This window comes from Streptomyces sp. NBC_00086 (assembly GCF_026343255.1).
Classification (GTDB): Bacteria; Actinomycetota; Actinomycetes; order Streptomycetales; family Streptomycetaceae; genus Streptomyces.
This window is the reverse complement of the sequence record NZ_JAPELZ010000001.1, coordinates 6117326-6134266: the sequence shown is the minus strand read 5'-3', so window position 1 is coordinate 6134266 and position 16941 is coordinate 6117326. Positions and strand designations below refer to the sequence as shown.

The window sequence follows — 16941 nt, the reverse complement described above, 5'->3', positions numbered from 1 at the left end:
ACCTGTCCCATCGGGCTACAGGCTCAGTTCCGGGTGCAGCCGGTCCATCGTCCACACCTGCTTGCCGCGGGCGGCGAGGGCGGTGAGGGCGAGGGCACCGACCGTGAAGGCGGTGAGGACCGCGCAGCCCTGCCAGACCGGGGCGAGGTCGCCGCCGGTGATGAGCCGGCGCAGGCTCTCGACCACGTACGACATCGGCAGGTAGGGGTGGATGGCGTTGAAGAAGCCGGGGCTGGTCTGGACGGGGTAGGTGCCGCCCGCCGAGGTCAGCTGGAGCATCAGGACGGCCAGGACCAGGATCCGGCCGGCCGCGCCGAACTTGGCGTTGAGCCACTGGACGATCGCGGCGAAGCAGGCGGTGACCAGCATCAGGAAGGCCACGGTGAGCGCCGGCCGGGCCATCTGCAGGCCGAGTCCCCAGTGCAGTACGGACATCAGTGCGCCCACCTGCGCGGCGCCGATCCCGACCACGGGCAGCCAGCCCGCGAGGGCGATCCGCCAGGGCGAGGCTCCGGCGGCGAGGGCCCGCCGGTTCAGGGGGGCGATCAGCATGTAGGCGACCATCGCGCCGACCCAGAGGGAGAGCGGGATGAAGTACGGGGCGAAGCCGGTGCCGTAGTTGGGCGCCTTGTGCAGGGACTGGTTGGCGAGCCGTACCGGGTCGGCCATGACCTCGGTGCGGGCGTCGCGCTGCTGCTGGTCGTAGGCCGGGATCTTGCCCGCGCCGTCGTGCAGGCCGCCGGCGAGTTCGCCGTTGCCGTCGACGAGCTTGACCAGGCCTCCGTCGAGGTCGTGCGCGCCGGCGCCGAGCTTGCCGACGCCCGCGCCGAGTGCGCCGGAGCCCTCGGTGGCGGAGCCGATGCCGGTGTGCAGCCGGACCATGCCGTCGGAGACCTTGTGGGCGCCGTCGTTGAGGGCGTTCACCTGGGTGACCGCCGCTTCCAGGTCCGCGGAGAGCCCGGGGGCCCTCGTGACGAGGAGGCGGGCTTCGCGCTCCAGGTCGGCGAGCTGCTTGTGGAGGGTGGCGAGGTCGCCGTTCGCGTTCTTGATGAGGGTGTCGACGTCACCGGCGAGTTCGGCGGCCTCGGCGGCGTCGTCCTTGAGCTTCTTCAGCTGCGGGCAGGTGTCGGGGAGCGGCTGGGCGCCGGTGGTGCAGGTCTTCGCGTAGACGTCGGCGGCGCCGGTGGAGACGCGCTGGGTGACGGTGGCGGCCGCCGGGGCCGCCTTGGCGAAGGCTTCGAGGTGCTTGCTGACGACCTGGGCGGTGTCGGCGACGAGTTCGGCGCTGTCCGCGAGGCTCTTGGGGTCCTTGAGGAAGGGGCGGGCCTTGTCGGCGGCGCCGCCGACCTTTTCGGCGAGCGTCTGGGTGCCGGCCGCGACGCCCTTCGCGCCCGTTTCCAGCTGTCCTGCGGCCTCGTTCAGCTTCTTCAGTCCGCCGGTCAGCTCGCCGTTCTTCTCCTTCGCCGTGTCCAGGCCGTCGGCGAGGTCCTTGGCGCCCTTCTGCGCCTTGCCCGCCCCGTCCGTGAGCTTGTCGGCTCCGTCGGCGGCCTCGGCGGTCTTGCCGTGGAGGTCGGAGAAGTTCACGAAGATCTTGTCGAGGAAGCCGCGGGAGGCGTTGGTGGACGCCGCCGAGCGGACCTCGGAGAAGACGGTGCGCGAGATCGAGCCGACGATGTAGTTGTTCGCGTCGTTGGTGCGGACCTGGAGGGCTCCGGTGGCGGGGTCCTCACCGGAGCTGGAGGCGATCTTCGCGCTGAAGTCGGCGGGCATGGTGAGGGAGAGGTAGTACGTGCCGTTCTCCAGCCCCTCGGCCGCCTCCTCGGCGCTCACCTCGCGCCAGTCGAAGGTCTTGCTGTCGTGCAGCTTGCGGGTGATCTCGCCGCCGGCGTCGATCTGCTTGCCGTCGACGGTGGCGCCCCGGTCGGAGTTGACGAGGGCGACCGGCACCTTGTCGAGGCGGCTGTACGGGTCCCAGAAGGACCAGAGGTAGAGGGCTCCGTAGAGCAGCGGCAGCAGGAGCAGTGCGACGAGGGCGGCCCGGGGCAGCTTCCCCCGCCCGAACCGCTTCAGCTCAAGCGCGGCCAGCTTCGGCGAGCGCATCGTCGTCCCCCTTCGTGTCGTGCGGGTCGTGGGCGGCGTCCGCGGTGTCGGCGGCGGCGCCGGTGTCGGCGGTACCCTCGGCTGCGTCGGCCGAGTCGGGGTCGGCCGACTCGGAATCGGCCGGGTCGGAATCGGCCGGGTCGGAATCGGAATCGGAGTCCTGCGGGCCGGTGGCCCGGACGCCCCAGGTGACCTTGGAGTCCGTGGGCCGGGGCACGGCGGCGGATACCGCGGCCGGGTCGGCACAGGGCTCCGCGGCCGGCTCGGCAGCCGTGGCCTCGGCGGGTTCCGCCGCCGGGCCGGTGCGCAGGACCGTCGCGTCGGCCGGGGCCTCGCTGCACACCGCGAGGACGGTGGTCCCGCGGGCGGTGAGGGAGCGCAGCAGGTCCCAGGCCTCGGCGCGCTCGGCGTCCGAGAGCTTGAGGTCCAGGTCGTCCAGGGCCAGCAGGCGCGGCGAGCCGAGCAGCGCGATGGCCACCGACAGCCGTACGGATTCCAGTCGTTCCAGGTCCCGTACGGAGGTGCGCGGACCCTTCGGCAGGGCCTCCACGTCCAGTCCGGCGGCGGCCAGCGCGGCGTCGATCCGGGCCGCGGTGGAGGCGCGGCGCTCCTCGCGCGGGCGGAGCAGGGCCCGGACGGGGCCGTCGTAGCGGCGCTGGAGGAGGGCTCCCTCGCGCAGTTGCTCGGCGACGGTGAGGGCCTGGTCGAGGTCGTTGACCCCGGGTACCGGGCCGAGGGCGGTGATGCGGCGGACCGCGGCCATCTTCTTCGGCAGCCGGTGGCGGCCGATCTCGGCGTGGCCTTCGGTGGGCTTCATGCGGCCGGTGAGGGCGAGGAGCAGGCAGGTCCGCCCGCTGCCGGAGGGGCCTTCGACCGCGATGAGCGAGCCGGGCGCCGCGTCGATCCCGACGCCCCGGAACACCCAGCCGCGCGGGCCCTTGACTCCGAAGTCCTCGGCTTTGACGGCCGCGCCGTGCGGGCTGTCCACGCCTTCCCCCCTCTTTTGAACTGACCAGTCAGTTCAAAAACTAGCATCCCTGGCCGCATCCGCTGCGCAGAGGGCGGCAGTTGCCCGCCCGCTATCTCGGGACCGGGGGCGAAACCGCAGGTCAGCGCGATTGTCAGTGGGTGCCGTCACGATGGGGACACACAAGAACAGCTCGACCCGTAGGAGCTCCACCAGGCAGTGCGAAGCGCACGCGACGACAGGAGGTTCGTCATGGCCACACCGTCCCCGTCCCCTGTCCACCCCGTCCCCCGGAAGTCGGCGGCACCCCCCGCCGCCCTCGACCTGCTCGCCAAGGCCCACGAGGGCCTGGCCGAAGCCGCCCGGCTGACCCGGCCTCACGAGCGGTACGCCACCGCCCATCTCGCCGCGCTGCGCACCGCGGCGGCCGTGCTCGCCGCGCGCGGGCGGCCCGAGCCGGTGCACCCGCGGCGCAGGCCTCGGATCCGCAGCGCGTGGGAGGTGCTCCCGGAGATAGCGCCCGAACTGACCGAGTGGAGCGCGCTCTTCGCCTCCGGCGCGGCCCGCCGGGCGCGGGCGGAGGCCGGCATAGTGGGCGCGGCCACCGGCCGGGACGCGGACGATCTGGTGCGTGCCGTCGCGATGTTCCTGCGCCTGGTGGAGCGGATGCTCGCGCTCCGCCCGCCGGCGCAGGCCGGCCCGACCCAGAGCCTGCCGCCGCCTCGGGCGGAGCGTCCGGACGCGGGATGACCTGCCCGGCAGCCCGAGGCCATAGGGTGGGCAGAGACCGCTCACCCAATGCGCCCGAGGAGCCATCAGCCGTGTCGGACACTTCCCGCCCCCGCGCCTCCCTCCGCACCGCCGTGGTGTGGGAGGTCCTCAAGGAGGCGCTCGACCGCCGGGTGAAGGCGACCGGGCGGGACGTGCTGGACGTGCTCGACACGGGTGGTGGTACCGGCAAGTTCGCCGTGCCGGTGGCCCACCTCGGCCACCGGGTCACCGTGGTCGACCCGAGCCCCAACGCGCTGTTCGGGCTGGAGCGCCGGGTCGCCGAAGCCGGCGTGGCCGATCTGGTCCGCGGGGTGCAGGGCGATGCCCAGGGTCTGCTCGATGTCGTCGAGCGCGATTCCTACGACGTGGTCGTCTGCCACGGCGTGCTGGAGTACGTGGACGACCCGGCCGAGGGCGTGGCCAACGCCGTGGCCGCCCTGCGCCCCGGCGGCATCCTCAGCCTGCTCGGCGCCGGACTCGGCGGGGCCGTTCTGGCCCGCGCCCTGGCCGGGCACTTCACGGAGGCCCGTACGGCCCTGACCGACCCGGCCGGCCGCTGGGGCTCGGGCGATCCCGTACCGCGCCGCTTCACCGCCGAGCAGCTTTCGGCCCTGGTTTCCGAGGCCGGTCTGGCCGTGGGCGCGGTGCACGGGGTCCGGATCTTCGCCGACCTCGTCCCGGGCGTTCTGGTCGACACCGAGCCGGGCGCCGTCGAAGCCCTGATGCGCCTGGAAGAGGCCGCCGCCGAGCTCCCCGCCTTCCACGCGGTCGCCACGCAGCTGCACGTGCTCGGCGAGAAGCCCGCCTGATCTGCGGAGCAGAGGGGAACGCGGTGCGCCACTCACCCTCCGAACCGGCGTCGTGACCCGTATGATCGGGGTCAGCGACCGGCATGCCGAGCGGACCTCTGGGGAATAACGCCCTCAGTGGGCCGTTCAAGACGGCGCTGAGCATTCCCCAAGCGGTACTTTTTACGGGCAGTGTTTTTTTAGAACGTGGCGTAGAGGGCGGGTATCACGGGGGCGATTCCCCGCCTATCCTGAAGGGGACCCCTGGTCGCTACCCCCCGCGACCGACGGATGAGGAGGACTCCCGTGCCGCTCTCGGAGCACGAGCAGCGAATGCTCGAGCAGATGGAGCGAGCGCTGTACGCCGAAGATCCCAAATTCGCTACAGCGCTTGAGGGAAGCGGACTGCGCACGTACACCCGGCGACGGGTCTACCAGGCAGTCGCAGGCATTGTGGTGGGTATCGCGCTCCTCATGACCGGTGTGATCGTGCCGAACGTACTGTGGATCAGCGTGGTGGGATTCCTCGTCATGCTGGGCTGTACGGTGCTCGTGGTCACCGGTTGGCGCAAGGCACCCAAGCCTGGTGAGCAGCCCGCCTCCGGTAGTGCAGGCGGTTCGCCCCAAGGGCAGAACCGGCAGCGTCGGTCGATGATGACCCGGATCGAGGAACGGTGGCAGCGCCGCCGTGACGAACAGGGGCAGTAGGCCCCACGACAGACTCGGGTGAGGGGACGGCCGCCGGAAGGCGGCCGTCCCCTCACTGCTGTGCCGGATCACGGCTTCTGGGACATGATGATCAGATGAGTGTGCTCCCCCTGGTCTTCACCAGCGGCTGGGCCAGTGGGATCAACGCCTACGCCGTGGTCCTGCTGCTCGGCATCTTCGGCAGGACCGGCCTGACCGACGAGGTCCCCGCGTCCCTGCAACGGACCGACGTGCTGATCGTGGCGGGAACCCTCTTCCTGTGCGAGGCCGTCGCCGACAAGATCCCGTACGTGGACTCCCTCTGGGACACCGTCCACACGGTGATCCGCCCGGTGTCCGGAGCGGTGGTCGGCGCGCTGCTGGCCGGGCAGAGCGGCTCGCTCTCCGACATCACCGCCGGCGCGGTCGGCGGCTCCACCGCTCTGGCCAGCCATTTCGTCAAGGCCGGCACGCGCATGGCGATCAACACCTCGCCCGAGCCGTTCAGCAACGTCGCCATGAGCACCGCCGAGGACCTCGGCGTGGGCGGCATCGTCACCTTCGCGATGTTCAATCCGGAGGCCGCCGCGATCATCTGCGCCGTCCTGCTGATCATCGGGCTCGCCCTGCTGATCTACCTCTGGGCCAAGATCCGCCGCTTCCTGCGCCGCCGGGCCCAGCGCCGCGAGGAGAAGAGACTCGCCGCCTAGGGGCGGCCTTTCGGATCAGGCCCGGCCTGATCCGAAAGGCCGCCCCTCAGGTCGCCCGGGTCGCTCGATAGGCTCAGCGGCATGGCACGAATTGCGGTGATCGGCGCCGGGATGGGCGCGATGGCGACGGCGGCACGGCTGGCCGTGGCCGGACATCAGGTGACGGTGTACGAGCGCGGGGAGACCTACGGCGGAGCCGTCGGCCGGTACGCCCGTGACGGCTTCGTCTTCGACACCGGCCCCGGGCTGGTGCACCTGCCCGCCGTCTACCGCGATCTGTTCGTCAAGACCGGCAAGCGCCCCCTGGAGGAGTGCGCGGAGCTGGTCCAGATCGACCCCGCCGTCCGCTACGTGCTCCCGGACGGCCGTACCCTCACCTTCCCCGGCGGCTCGCACGGCGGCGCCGCCGCAGCCGTCGACGCGGCCTTCGGGCCCGGCTCCGGGGACCGCTGGAGCGCGGTCCTGGGCCGCGCCCGGGACGCCTGGGACGCCACCCGCCGGCCGCTCCTGGAGGAGCCGCTGCGCCCGGACCGCTCCGCGCTGGGCCGCGATCCGTACCCCGCGCTGCGCGGGAGCGGACTGCTGCGCCGCCGGCCGCCGACCCTGGCCGAGGTCGCCTCCCGCGAGCTCGGCGGCGACGGCTTCGACGCGTTGCTCACCGCGCGCGTCCGGGCGTACGGGCTCGATCCGGCGACGGCGCCCGCCTCGGCGGCGGTGCTGCCCTACATGGAGCAGACCTTCGGCAGCTGGTACGTGCGCGGCGGGATCCGGGAGCTGGCCACCGCCGTGTACGAGCGTTGCCTGGAGCGGAAGGTCGCCTTCGAGTTCGGCGCGGCGGTGCGGGAGGTCCTCGTGCGGGACGGCCGGGCGGCCGGGCTGCGCCTGGCCGACGGCGCCGAGGTGGCGGCCGACCACGTGGTCTGCGCGGCCGACCCCCGGCCGGTGAAGATGCCGGCCGCCCTGGACGCCGCGCCCGCCCCTACGGAACCCGCGCAGTGGTACACGCTGTTCGCCGCGCTGCGCGGAGCCCGCGAGGACGGGGCCGCACACCGCACGCTGGTCGGCCCCGTCACCGTGCTGCGCCCCGACGACCCCGCCACCCGGCCGGACGCCGAGCACGAGGCGGTCACCGTGCACGCCGTGGTGACGGCGGGAGCTGCGGCCGCTCCGTCCGCCGAGGACCTGCTGACGGCGGCCGCCCGCGTCGTCCCCGGGCTGCGGGAGCGGCTGCTGTGGCACGAGCTGCGCACCCCGGCCGATGTCCACTCGGCCACGGGCTCGGTGGACGGCCGGGTGCCCGCGCCGTCGCTGGCCGGCGCCGGGGGCCGGATGCTGCACCCCGCGAACGCCACCGGCGTCCCCGGTCTCTACCTGGCCGGCGGCTGGGCGCACCCGGGCGGCGGACTGGCGCACGCCGGGATGACGGGGGCCCTGGTGGCCGGGCTGATCGTGGAGGGCGCGGACTTCCGCGGCTCACGGTAGGCCGGAGGTGGAGGCGCAGGCGGGCTAGTACCGGTACTGCTCGTACTCGCCGGTGCCCTGGTACGGATACGGGTACGGCTGCTGCTGCGGCTCCTCCGCCGGGTAGGGCTGGTTCGCGTCGCGCTGCTGCGGGACCCAGACGCCGCCGGGCGGGGTGTCCATGGAGTACTGCTCCTGCTGCCCGGTCGCGTACGGGTCCGGGGCGTAGGGGTCCGGGGCGTAGCCGCCGTACGGGGCCGGGTAGCCGTAGGGCTGCTGGGGGGCGACGGCTCCGCCGGTGCCGATGTACGGGTCCGAGTAGGCGGCGTAGACCTGCTGCTCGCCGGGGGCCGGATAGCCGGTGGTGTAGTCGTAGCCGCCCTGGGTCTGCGGGTCGTAGTACGCCGCGTACTGGTGGGCGTCCTGCTCGGGCGCGCTGAACGGGGCGGCGAAGGCGGCGCTCTCGCCGGGGGCTCCGTACGGAGCGGCCGCGCCGGCGGCCGGCTGCGCGGGGTAGTACCCCTGGACCTGTTCGCGGACGGGCCCCGCGGTGAACACGCCGGACTCCTCGTCGGAGTCCTCGTCCCCGGCTGAGTCGGGCCCGTACTCCAGGGCCGTCACCTCCAGGGCCGGCTCCGGGCGCGGTGCGCCGCCGGACCGGCGGCGCCGGCTCTGCGCCAGCTCGGGCTCGGGGGCGGCCTTGCCCCTGCGCAGCGCCCAGCCGGACACGAAGCCCTTGCGGAAGGAGAGGGTCACCAGCGTCTGGCCCACCGCGAACGCGACGGCGCCGGCCCCGATGACGAGCACGGACGGCAGCACGACACCGGCGACCACGCCGACGAACCCGGCGAAGGCGAGCAGGCGCCAGCGCAGCCGGGCCTTGTACTGCATCAGGACCTCGGCAAGCAGCCACAGCGCGACGAAACCGAACGCGATGTAGAGGACCGTCATTCCCATGCGGGGCCCCTCTCGGTGCGGCCGCCCGCGCGGGGAACGGGGCCGGCCGGTCAGGCCCGCTGGTGCAGGCCCAAGTTCTCGTAGATCTCCAGCGTCGCCGTGGAATTGTTCAGCGTGATGAAGTGCAGCCCCGGGACACCCTCGGACAGCAGCCGCGCGCAGAACTCCGTGGCGAACTCGATGCCAATGGAGCGTACAGCGGCCGCGTCGTCCTTGACCGCGAGCATGCGCTCTTTCACGGCCGCGGGGAAGATTGCGTTGCTGAGTTGCGGGAGCCGGTCGAGCTGCTTGATGTTCACAACAGGCATGACCTCGGGGATGATCGGGGTGTCGCAGCCCGCCTTCTCGACGCTGTCGCGCATCCGGAGATAGTGATCCGGATCGAAGAACATTTGAGTGATCGCATAGTCGGCGCCCGCGCGGCACTTGTCCACGAAGTGCCGGATGTCCGTGTCCCAGTCCGTGGAGCGCGGGTGCATCTCGGGGAAGGCCGCGACGCCGACGCAGAAGTCGCCGGACTCCTTGACCAGCCGGACCAGGTCGGCCGCGTAGTGCACGCCCTCGGGGTGCGGCACCCACTCGCCCATGGGGTTGCCCGGCGGGTCTCCGCGCACGACGAGCATGTTGCGGATGCCCGCGTCGGCGAACTGCCCGATGACGTTGCGCAGCTCGGCGATCGAGTGGTCGACGGCGGTGAGGTGCGCGACCGGGGTCAGGGTGGTGTCCGCGGCGATCTGCTCGGTGGCCCGGACGGTGCCGCCACGGGTGGAGCCGCCGGCCCCGTAGGTGACGGAGACGAAGCTCGGGGCTACCGCCTCGACCCGGCGCAGCGCGTTCCAGAGGTTGCGCTCGCCCTTCTCCGTCTTGGGAGCCCAGAACTCGAAGGAGTACGAGCGCCCGGACGCGATGAGGTCGCGGACCGTGTGTGCACGGTCCGACCAGGTGGAAGAGGTACCAAGGGCCATACCGGGAGGTTAGACGCGGTCCGGTGTCCATCGAAGCGTTGTCCACGGATTGGACGCGGAAATGAGACGCCGGGTCTGGGGCGGTGCGGTCGGCCGGGGCCGTTCCGGACCGGCTAGCCGAGCCGGGCGCGGACCCGCTTGGCGAGGTCAGCGGCGGCGGCGCCGGGGTCGGAGGCCTCAGTGAGGGCCCGTACGACCACGACGCGGGAGGCGCCGGCGTCCAGCACTTCGTCCAGGTTCCCCGCGTCGATCCCGCCGATGGCGAACCACGGCCGGTCCTGGGCGAGGGAGGCCGCGTGCCGGACGAGGCCGAGTCCGGGGGCGAACCGGCCGGGCTTGGTGGGGGTCGGCCAGCAGGGGCCGGTGCAGAAGTAGTCCACGCCGGGCTCGGCGACGGCCGCGTCGACCTCATCCTCCGAGTGGCAGGAGCGTCCGACGAGGACCTCCCGGCCCAGGATGGCGCGGGCGGCGGGCACCGGGATGTCGCCCTGCCCGAGGTGGAGCACGTCCGAGCCGATGGCGTGCGCGACGTCGGCCCGGTCGTTCACGGCGAGCAGCTTGCCGTGCCGGCGGGCCGCTTCGGCGAAGACCTGGAGGTGCTCCAGTTCCTCTCCCGCCTCCATGCCCTTGTCGCGGAGCTGGACGATGTCCACCCCTCCGGCGAGGACGGCGTCCAGGAACGCGGGGAGGTCGCCCTGCCGCTTGCGGGCATCCGTGCACAGGTAGAGCCGGGCATCGGACAGCTGGGCGGCGATGGCGGACATGGGTACCCCCGGGTGGTGTGTCGTACGTACGTACGCGGTGTGCGGGCCCCCGGCCGGGGGCCCGCACACCGCGTACGAAGCGGAGTCAGGTCAGATGGCGAGCGCCTGAGCGCGGCGCTTCACCTCCGTGCCGCGATTCTCCCTCAGCGCCTGCACGGGGGTGCCGGGCAGGGTCTCGTCGGCGGTGAAGAGCCACTCCAGGATCTCCGCGTCGGTGAAGCGGTCGTCGCGGAGCACGGTCAGCAGGCCGACCAGCCCCTTGACGATCTTGTCTCCGTCGATGAAGGCCGCGGGGACCTGGAGGGAGCGGTTCTCGCCGCGGCGCACCGCGAGCAGCTGCCCTTCCTTGACCAGCTGGCGAACCTTGGTCACTTCGATGTCGAGCATCTCCGCGATGTCGGGGAGGTACAGCCAGGCGGGAACAAGGGCATCGATCTTTGCGTCAATCTCGGTCACGAGCACAAGCCTGCCATCTCGGACTGACTGCCGGTACCCGAGCGACCCCGTCCGGGGCGGGGGCCCCTTGGCCGGGGCCGGAAACAGGGCCGGAAACAGGACCCCGAACCGGGACCCGCCCTCAACCCGAGCCGACCCCGAGCCGACCCCGGGCCGGGGCCGAGGCCGGTCCCGGGACGGGCCCGGGCGCAGCCCGGCGGCGCGGACCCGGGGGCGGAGTCCGAGGGTCCGGGGCGAAGCCCCGGCACGGGTCCGGGCAGAGCCCGGGGAACGGGCGAAGGGCGGGGAGGGGACTTCGCCCGCAGGGCCGGGATCGGGGCCCGGCCCCGACCGGCCCCGACCGGGGCGGGGCGCGCCGGGGCTGGTGGCACCGGCGGGGGCCGGGCCCGACTCGGCCGGGACCGGGCCGGCGGTCAGGCCAGGAGCGCCGACTTCAGTGCGGTCGCCGGGTCCGCGACCTTCGCCGGGTCGACCAAGGCGCCCGACTCGATGAGGCGGCGCCCCTGGGCCAGGTCGCGCGGGCGGCCCACCGCGAGGAGCGCGACCAGCCGGCCTTCCCGCAGCCAGCACACCGACCAGGTGTCGGCCTCCGGGTCGCCGCGCCACAGCGGTGCGTCCGCGTCGGCGTGGTGGCCGGCGTACTGCACGAAGCGACCGAACTGCTCCGACCAGAAGTACGGGACCGGGTCGTAGACCTGCTCCCCCGAACCTCCGGCCAGGATGTCCGCCGCCACCACCCGCGGGCCCTGGAGGGCGTTGTCCCAGTGGTGCACCAGCAGCCGGGATCCGTAGCGGGCCGACGGGAAGGAGGCGCAGTCCCCCACGGCGTACACCCCGGGCACCGAGGTGCGCAGCCACTCGTCGGCGGTGACCGCTCCGTCCGGGCCGAGCTCCACGCCGGATCCGGCCAGCCATCCGGTGGCCGGCCGGGCGCCGATGCCCACCACCACCGCCTCGGCCGGCAGCTCCCGCCCGTCGGCCAGCAGGACCCGGCCCGGCTCCACGGAAGCCACCCGCGCGTCCGTCAGCAGCTCGGCGCCCGCCCGGGCGTACCAGCGGCCCATCGGCTCGGCGACCTCCGCCGGCAGCGCGCCCGCCAGCACCCGGCCGGCCGCCTCGACCACCGTCACCGCGCAGCCCGCCTCGCGGGCGGCGGTGGCGAACTCCGCGCCGATCCAGCCGGCCCCGACCACCACCACCGCCGAGCCGGCCGCCAGGACGGGCCGCAGCCGGGCCGCGTCGTCCAGGGTGCGCAGCAGGTGCACCCCGGGGACGCCCTCCGCGCCGGGCAGGGTCAGCGGGAGGGCGCCGGTGGCCAGCACGAGGTACTCGTACGGGACCGGTCCCGCCTCGGTGTCCACCTCCCGGTCGGCGGCCCGCAGTCCGGTGACCTCGACCCCCAGCCGGAGTTCGATGCCGAGCTCCTCGAAGTCCACGTCGAAGGCCGAGTCCTCGGCCTTGCCGAGGAGCACCGCCTTGGACAGCGGGGGCCGGTCGTAGGGCTGGTGGGGTTCGGCTCCCAGCAGGGTGACGGGGCCGGTCCAGCCCTGTTCCCGGAGGGCGACCGCGGTCTGGACCCCGGCCATCCCCGCGCCGACGATCACCACGCCGCGCCGAGTGTCTTGCTCCTGCTGCGTCTGCTGTTGCGTCTGCTCGCTCACGCGTCCCAGCCTAATCAACTGACGGTCCGTCAGGAATAGCGGGCGGGAACCTGCTGGGGACCGGGCGGCGGCCGGGCGGCGGCCGGCACCGGGGAGGCAGCCTTACCGGCCGTCGGCCTCGGCGTTACTCTGGCACCGAACCTATCGCGGGAGTCCGGGCGCACCGGGCTGAGAGGGAGGCTGGCCGGCCTCCGACCGTACGAACCTGATCCGGGTCATGCCGGCGAAGGGAGGGGCTGGACGCCCATGCATTCATATCGGAAGGGCCGGAGTCCCGGCCACGACGTCCTCGTCATCGGGGGCGGCATCATCGGCCTGGTCACCGCCTGGCGGGCGGCCCGGCGCGGGCTGCGCACCGCGCTGGCCGATCCGGCCCCCGGCGGCGGGGCCGCCCAGGTCGCGGCCGGCATGCTGGCCGCCGTCACCGAGCTGCACTACGGCGAGGAGACCCTGCTCGGGCTCAACCTCGCCTCCGCCGCCCGCTACCCCGAATTCGCCGCCGAGCTCGCCGAAGCCAGCGGCGGCATGGACATCGGCTACCGCGCCTGCGGCACCCTCGCCGTCGCCCTCGACGCCGACGACCGGCTGCACCTGCGCGAACTGCACGCCCTCCAGCGCCGCTGCGGCCTGGAGTCCGAGTGGCTGACCGGCCGCGAGTGCCGCCGCCTGGAACCGATGCTGGCCCCCGGCGTACGCGGCGGCCTGCGCGTGGACGGCGACCACCAGGTCGATCCCCGCCGCCTCGCCGCCGCCCTGCTGGCCGCCTGCGAACGGGCCGGGGTCGCCCTGCACCGCGCGGGGGCGGCGCGGCTGCTGACCACCGCCGACCGGGCCTGCGGCGCGGTCCTCGACGACGCCGACGGTACGGAGCTGCGCGCCGACCAGGTGGTGCTGGCGGCGGGCTCGCTCAGCGGCCGGCTGGACGGCGTACCGCCCGAGGCCGTGGCCCCCGTACGGCCCGTGAAGGGGCAGGTGCTGCGGCTCGCGGTGCCCCCGTCGTACGCGCCGTTCCTGTCGCGGACCGTACGGGCCGTCGTGCGCGGCAGCCACGTCTACCTGGTGCCGCGCGAGAACGGCGAGCTCGTCCTCGGCGCCACCAGCGAGGAACTCGGCTGGGACACCACCGTCACCGCGGGCGGGGTCTACGAACTCCTGCGCGACGCCCACGAGCTGGTGCCCGGGATCACCGAACTCCCCCTGGTGGAGACCCGGGCCGGGCTGCGGCCCGGATCACCGGACAACGCCCCCCTCCTCGGTCCTACCGAACTCCCGGGGCTGCACCTGGCCACCGGGCACTACCGCAACGGGGTCCTGCTGACCCCGCTGACCGGGGACGTGATGGCGGACCTGCTGACCACCGGCGAACTGCCGGAGATCGCCCGCCCCTTCACCCCGCGCCGCTTCGCCCTCACGTCCACGCCCTTGTCCACGTCCACGCCCACCCTCACGCGACAGGAGTCGTTCGCATGACCATCTCCGTCAACGGCGAGCCGCACGAGATCGCGGACGGGACCATGCTCGCCACGGTGGTCGCCACCCTCACCGAGGCCACCAAGGGGGTCGCGGCCGCCCTCAACGAGACCGTGGTGCCGCGCGGCCAGTGGCCCTACACCTGCGTGAGCGACGGCGACCGCGTCGAGGTCCTCACCGCGGTCCAGGGAGGCTGAGCAGCATGGCGGACGACCTCTTCACCCTGGGCGGCCGGACCTTCTCCTCGCGCCTGATCATGGGCACCGGCGGGGCGCCGAGCCTGGACATCCTGGAACGGGCGCTGGTCGCGTCCGGCACGGAACTCACCACCGTCGCGATGCGGCGCCTCGACCCGACGGTCCAGGGATCGGTCCTCTCCGTCCTGAACCGCCTGGGCATCGCGGTCCTCCCCAACACCGCGGGCTGCTTCACGGCGGGCGAGGCCGTGCTCACGGCCCGGCTGGCCCGGGAGGCCCTCGGCACGGGCTGGATCAAGCTGGAGGTCGTCGCGGACGAGCGGACCCTCCTGCCGGACGGGGTCGAGCTGCTCGACGCGGCGGAGATCCTGGTCGACGAGGGCTTCACGGTCCTCCCCTATACGAACGACGACCCGGTGCTGGCCCGGAAGCTGGAGGACGTGGGCTGCGCGGCGATCATGCCGCTCGGCTCCCCCATCGGCTCCGGCATGGGCATCCGCAACCCGCACAACTTCGAGCTGATCACCGAGCGGGCCGGGGTCCCGGTCATCCTGGACGCGGGGGCCGGAACGGCCTCGGACGTGGCCCTGGCCATGGAACTGGGCTGCGCGGCGGTCATGCTCGCCTCGGCGGTGACCCGGGCGCAGCTTCCCGTCCTGATGGCCGCGGCCATGCGGGACGCGGTGTCGGCGGGCCGCCTGGCCCACCGCGCGGGCCGCATCCCCCAACGCCGCTTCGCGGAAGCCTCCTCCCCGGTGGAGGGCCGCGCCGCCCTCGACCCGGAACGCCCGGCGTTCTGAGCCGCGACCGCTGCGCGGGGCAATGTCCCCTACCCGCCCTTCCACCGTTCCCCGGGGGCTCCGCCCCGGACCCCCGAGCCTCAAACGCCGGCGAAAATCCGGCCCCTCCGGCGTTTGAGGAGCGGGGGTCCGGGGGCAGCGCCCCCGGCAACGGCGCCGCACGTCACAGGTGAGCTGCAACCGCCCGGGCCCGGGGCGGGGCCCCACCCGGCCCTCGTAGAATCGCCGGGTGGACACGACCCTGGATGACCCCCTCGTCGGGCAGACGCTCGACGGCCGCTACCGCGTGGACGCCCGCATCGCGGCCGGCGGCATGGCCACGGTCTACCGGGCCGTCGACACCCGCCTGGACCGCGTCCTCGCCCTGAAGGTGATGCACCCGGCCCTCGCTGCCGACCCCGGCTTCGTCGACCGGTTCATCCGTGAGGCGAAGTCCGTGGCCCGCCTGGCGCACCCCAACGTCGTGGCCGTCTTCGACCAGGGCACGCACGGCCCGTACACGTACCTCGCCATGGAGTACGTCTCCGGCTGCACCCTGCGCGACGTGCTCCGCGAGCGCGGCGCGCTCCAGCCCCGCGCGGCCCTCGACATCCTCGAACCGGTGCTCGCCGCCCTCGGCGCCGCGCACCGCGCCGGCTTCGTGCACCGGGACATGAAGCCCGAGAACGTACTGATCGGCGACGACGGCCGGGTCAAGGTGGCCGACTTCGGGCTGGTCCGGTCCGTGGACTCCGTGACCAATACGACCGGATCCGTCCTCGGCACCATCTCCTACCTCGCCCCCGAGCAGATCGAGAACGGCGTCACCGACACCCGCGTGGACGTCTACGCCTGCGGCGTCGTCTTCTACGAGATGCTCGCCGGCTCCAAGCCGCACACCGGCGCCAACCCCGCCCAGGTGCTCTACCAGCACCTCAACGAGGACGTCCCGCCCCCGTCGGCCGCCGTCCCCGGGCTGCCCGCCGCGCTGGACGAGCTCGTCGCCCAGGCCACGGCGCGCAACCCCGATCTGCGCCCCTACGACGCCGCCGCCCTCCTCGGGCTGGCCATGGACGCCCGCGCCCAGCTCGGCGACGCCGAGCTGGATGCCGTACCGCCGCAGGCCCGGGCCGCGGAGCGGACCGCCGCCGAGGACCGCACCAGCGTGATCCCCCGCCGGGTGACCTCGCAGGCCGTGCACGCCTCGCAGGCCGTACACGCGTCGCAGGCCGTACACGCGTCGCACGCCGAGCCCGTGTCCCACACTTCCCGGCTCGCGGCCCCGCCCCTGCCCCCGGCGTCGACCGCTTCCCGGATCCGCCGTCCGGGCGTGCTGCTCGCCTTGCTCGGCGTCCTGCTCTGCCTCGGCCTCGGCACGGGGGTCTGGTACATCAGCTCCGGACAGTTCACGAAGGTCCCCAACCTGCTCGGGAAGACCGAGGCGGAGGCCAAGTCCCAGCTGTCGGCGGCCGGGCTCGGGGTGAAGCGGGTCGACCGGAAGTTCAGTGCGGCCTTCGACAAGGGGACCGTGATGACCACGGACCCCGCCGGCGGCAAGCGCATCCGCGGCAACGGCGCGGTGGCGCTCACCATCTCGCGCGGTCCCGAGGTCGTCATGGTTCCCGACCTCAAGGGCAAGCCGCTGGAGGCCGCGAAGGCCGAGCTGAAGTCGGCCGGCCTGACGCCGGGCACCGTCACCCAGGCCTTCAGCCAGGACATCGCTCAGGGCTCGGTGATCAGCACGGACCCGACGGGCGGCCAGAAGCGGGCCCTCGACACCCTGGTCGCCATGGTCGTCAGCAAGGGCCGCCCGGTGCCGGTCCCCCGCGTCACGGGCATCTCCCTGGACCAGGCCCGTTCCACCCTGGAGGGCCTCGGCCTGAAGGTGGAGACGGCTCCGGAGGAGGTCAACTCCCCCTCCCCCGCCGGTACGGTCGCCAACCAGTCGATCGGCGCCGGCACCCAGGCCGCCGCGGGCGACACCGTCACCCTCACCGTGTCCAAGGGCCCCCGCCAGATCCCGGTCCCGGACGTCACCGGCCAGGAGGCCGACGCGGCCCGCGCGACCCTGGAGGGGCTGGGCTTCAAGGTCAAGGTCGACAAGCCCTTCCTCTCCTTCAGCAACACCATCGACTCCCAGTCGGTCCCCGCGGGCCAGAACGCCGCCGAGGGCAGCACGATCACCATCAGGACCAAGGGGCTGTAACA

The 16941-nt window shown here is 73.5% G+C and carries 16 protein-coding genes and 1 riboswitch; of the genes, 9 read left to right on the top strand and 7 right to left on the bottom strand.

Translation table 11 applies throughout. From position 1 onward, the window contains the following. Positions 1-15 precede the first annotated feature (15 nt). Both OG276_RS27815 and OG276_RS27810 read right to left on the bottom strand, forming a co-directional pair. The gene (locus OG276_RS27815; protein WP_266909426.1) at positions 16-2100 is read right to left on the bottom strand and encodes a YhgE/Pip family protein; all 2085 of its coding nucleotides are present in this window, start codon (positions 2098-2100) and stop codon (positions 16-18) included. Continuing rightward, positions 2072-3088, bottom strand: a complete 1017-nt coding sequence (locus OG276_RS27810) for an ATP-binding cassette domain-containing protein (protein ID WP_266909425.1) — start codon at positions 3086-3088, stop codon at positions 2072-2074. Before OG276_RS27810 ends, OG276_RS27815 begins: the two co-directional genes overlap by 29 nt. Positions 3089-3319: 231 nt before the next feature. On the opposite strand from OG276_RS27810, the gene OG276_RS27805 reads away from it, so the two are divergent. The 5 genes from OG276_RS27805 to OG276_RS27785 all read left to right on the top strand — a co-directional run bounded on the left by OG276_RS27805 (position 3320) and on the right by OG276_RS27785 (position 7505). Continuing rightward, the gene (locus tag OG276_RS27805) at positions 3320-3817 is read left to right on the top strand and encodes an SAV_6107 family HEPN domain-containing protein (protein WP_266909424.1); all 498 of its coding nucleotides are present in this window, start codon (positions 3320-3322) and stop codon (positions 3815-3817) included. Between the two features lie 71 nt (positions 3818-3888). Then, positions 3889-4647: a methyltransferase gene (locus tag OG276_RS27800; RefSeq protein ID WP_266909423.1), complete on the top strand. Its 759-nt coding sequence runs from the start codon at positions 3889-3891 to the stop codon at positions 4645-4647. 285 nt (positions 4648-4932) lie between these two features. Next, positions 4933-5334 (top strand): DUF3040 domain-containing protein, encoded by a 402-nt coding sequence (locus OG276_RS27795; protein ID WP_266909422.1) that lies wholly within the window; start codon positions 4933-4935, stop codon positions 5332-5334. A 95-nt stretch (positions 5335-5429) separates the two neighbouring features. Beyond that, positions 5430-6023 carry a DUF4126 domain-containing protein gene (locus OG276_RS27790; RefSeq protein ID WP_266909421.1) on the top strand — a complete coding sequence of 198 codons (594 nt, stop codon included), beginning with the start codon at positions 5430-5432 and terminating at the stop codon, positions 6021-6023. Between the two features lie 81 nt (positions 6024-6104). Then, positions 6105-7505 (top strand): NAD(P)/FAD-dependent oxidoreductase, encoded by a 1401-nt coding sequence (locus OG276_RS27785; RefSeq protein WP_266909420.1) that lies wholly within the window; start codon positions 6105-6107, stop codon positions 7503-7505. 24 nt (positions 7506-7529) lie between these two features. Here the strand turns inward: OG276_RS27785 and OG276_RS27780 are convergent, their stop codons facing one another. From OG276_RS27780 to OG276_RS27760, 5 genes are all read right to left on the bottom strand, one after another. Beyond that, positions 7530-8441: a hypothetical protein gene (locus OG276_RS27780; protein ID WP_266909419.1), complete on the bottom strand. Its 912-nt coding sequence runs from the start codon at positions 8439-8441 to the stop codon at positions 7530-7532. Positions 8442-8491: 50 nt separating this feature from the next. Further along, complete coding sequence (gene metF / locus OG276_RS27775; protein ID WP_266909418.1) at positions 8492-9406, bottom strand: methylenetetrahydrofolate reductase [NAD(P)H]; 915 nt, start codon at positions 9404-9406, stop codon at positions 8492-8494. 113 nt (positions 9407-9519) lie between these two features. Continuing rightward, positions 9520-10170: a thiamine phosphate synthase gene (gene thiE, locus OG276_RS27770; RefSeq protein ID WP_266909417.1), complete on the bottom strand. Its 651-nt coding sequence runs from the start codon at positions 10168-10170 to the stop codon at positions 9520-9522. 90 nt (positions 10171-10260) lie between these two features. Then, complete coding sequence (locus tag OG276_RS27765) at positions 10261-10626, bottom strand: Rv2175c family DNA-binding protein (protein ID WP_266909416.1); 366 nt, start codon at positions 10624-10626, stop codon at positions 10261-10263. Between the two features lie 413 nt (positions 10627-11039). Then, positions 11040-12287, bottom strand: coding sequence for an NAD(P)/FAD-dependent oxidoreductase (locus tag OG276_RS27760; RefSeq protein WP_266909415.1), 1248 nt, complete (start codon positions 12285-12287; stop codon positions 11040-11042). Between the two features lie 136 nt (positions 12288-12423). Next, positions 12424-12536: riboswitch (TPP riboswitch) on the top strand. On the opposite strand from OG276_RS27760, the gene thiO reads away from it, so the two are divergent. From thiO to pknB, 4 genes are all read left to right on the top strand, one after another. Then, on the top strand, positions 12534-13757 hold the full coding sequence (thiO, locus tag OG276_RS27755) for a glycine oxidase ThiO (RefSeq protein ID WP_266909414.1): 1224 nt from the start codon (positions 12534-12536) through the stop codon (positions 13755-13757). (Overlaps the previous riboswitch by 3 nt.) Beyond that, positions 13754-13954, top strand: a complete 201-nt coding sequence (gene thiS, locus OG276_RS27750; RefSeq protein ID WP_266909413.1) for a sulfur carrier protein ThiS — start codon at positions 13754-13756, stop codon at positions 13952-13954. The genes thiO and thiS overlap by 4 nt, the downstream gene beginning before the upstream one ends. A gap of 5 nt (positions 13955-13959) precedes the next feature. Then, on the top strand, positions 13960-14754 hold the full coding sequence (locus OG276_RS27745) for a thiazole synthase (protein WP_266909412.1): 795 nt from the start codon (positions 13960-13962) through the stop codon (positions 14752-14754). Between the two features lie 229 nt (positions 14755-14983). Continuing rightward, on the top strand, positions 14984-16939 hold the full coding sequence (gene pknB / locus OG276_RS27740; protein WP_266909411.1) for a Stk1 family PASTA domain-containing Ser/Thr kinase: 1956 nt from the start codon (positions 14984-14986) through the stop codon (positions 16937-16939). Positions 16940-16941 lie beyond the last annotated feature (2 nt).

Excerpts from the sequence above, each read along its gene's own strand:
- OG276_RS27815 (WP_266909426.1), bottom strand. The coding sequence starts at position 2,100 with ATGCGCTCGCCGAAGCTGGCCGCGCTTGAGCTGAAGCGGTTCGGGCGG.
- OG276_RS27805 (WP_266909424.1), top strand. The coding sequence starts at position 3,320 with ATGGCCACACCGTCCCCGTCCCCTGTCCACCCCGTCCCCCGGAAGTCG.
- OG276_RS27790 (WP_266909421.1), top strand. The coding sequence starts at position 5,430 with ATGAGTGTGCTCCCCCTGGTCTTCACCAGCGGCTGGGCCAGTGGGATC.
- OG276_RS27785 (WP_266909420.1), top strand. The coding sequence starts at position 6,105 with ATGGCACGAATTGCGGTGATCGGCGCCGGGATGGGCGCGATGGCGACG.
- OG276_RS27780 (WP_266909419.1), bottom strand. The coding sequence starts at position 8,441 with ATGGGAATGACGGTCCTCTACATCGCGTTCGGTTTCGTCGCGCTGTGG.
- metF (WP_266909418.1), bottom strand. The coding sequence starts at position 9,406 with ATGGCCCTTGGTACCTCTTCCACCTGGTCGGACCGTGCACACACGGTC.
- thiE (WP_266909417.1), bottom strand. The coding sequence starts at position 10,170 with ATGTCCGCCATCGCCGCCCAGCTGTCCGATGCCCGGCTCTACCTGTGC.
- thiO (WP_266909414.1), top strand. The coding sequence starts at position 12,534 with ATGCATTCATATCGGAAGGGCCGGAGTCCCGGCCACGACGTCCTCGTC.
- thiS (WP_266909413.1), top strand. The coding sequence starts at position 13,754 with ATGACCATCTCCGTCAACGGCGAGCCGCACGAGATCGCGGACGGGACC.
- OG276_RS27745 (WP_266909412.1), top strand. The coding sequence starts at position 13,960 with ATGGCGGACGACCTCTTCACCCTGGGCGGCCGGACCTTCTCCTCGCGC.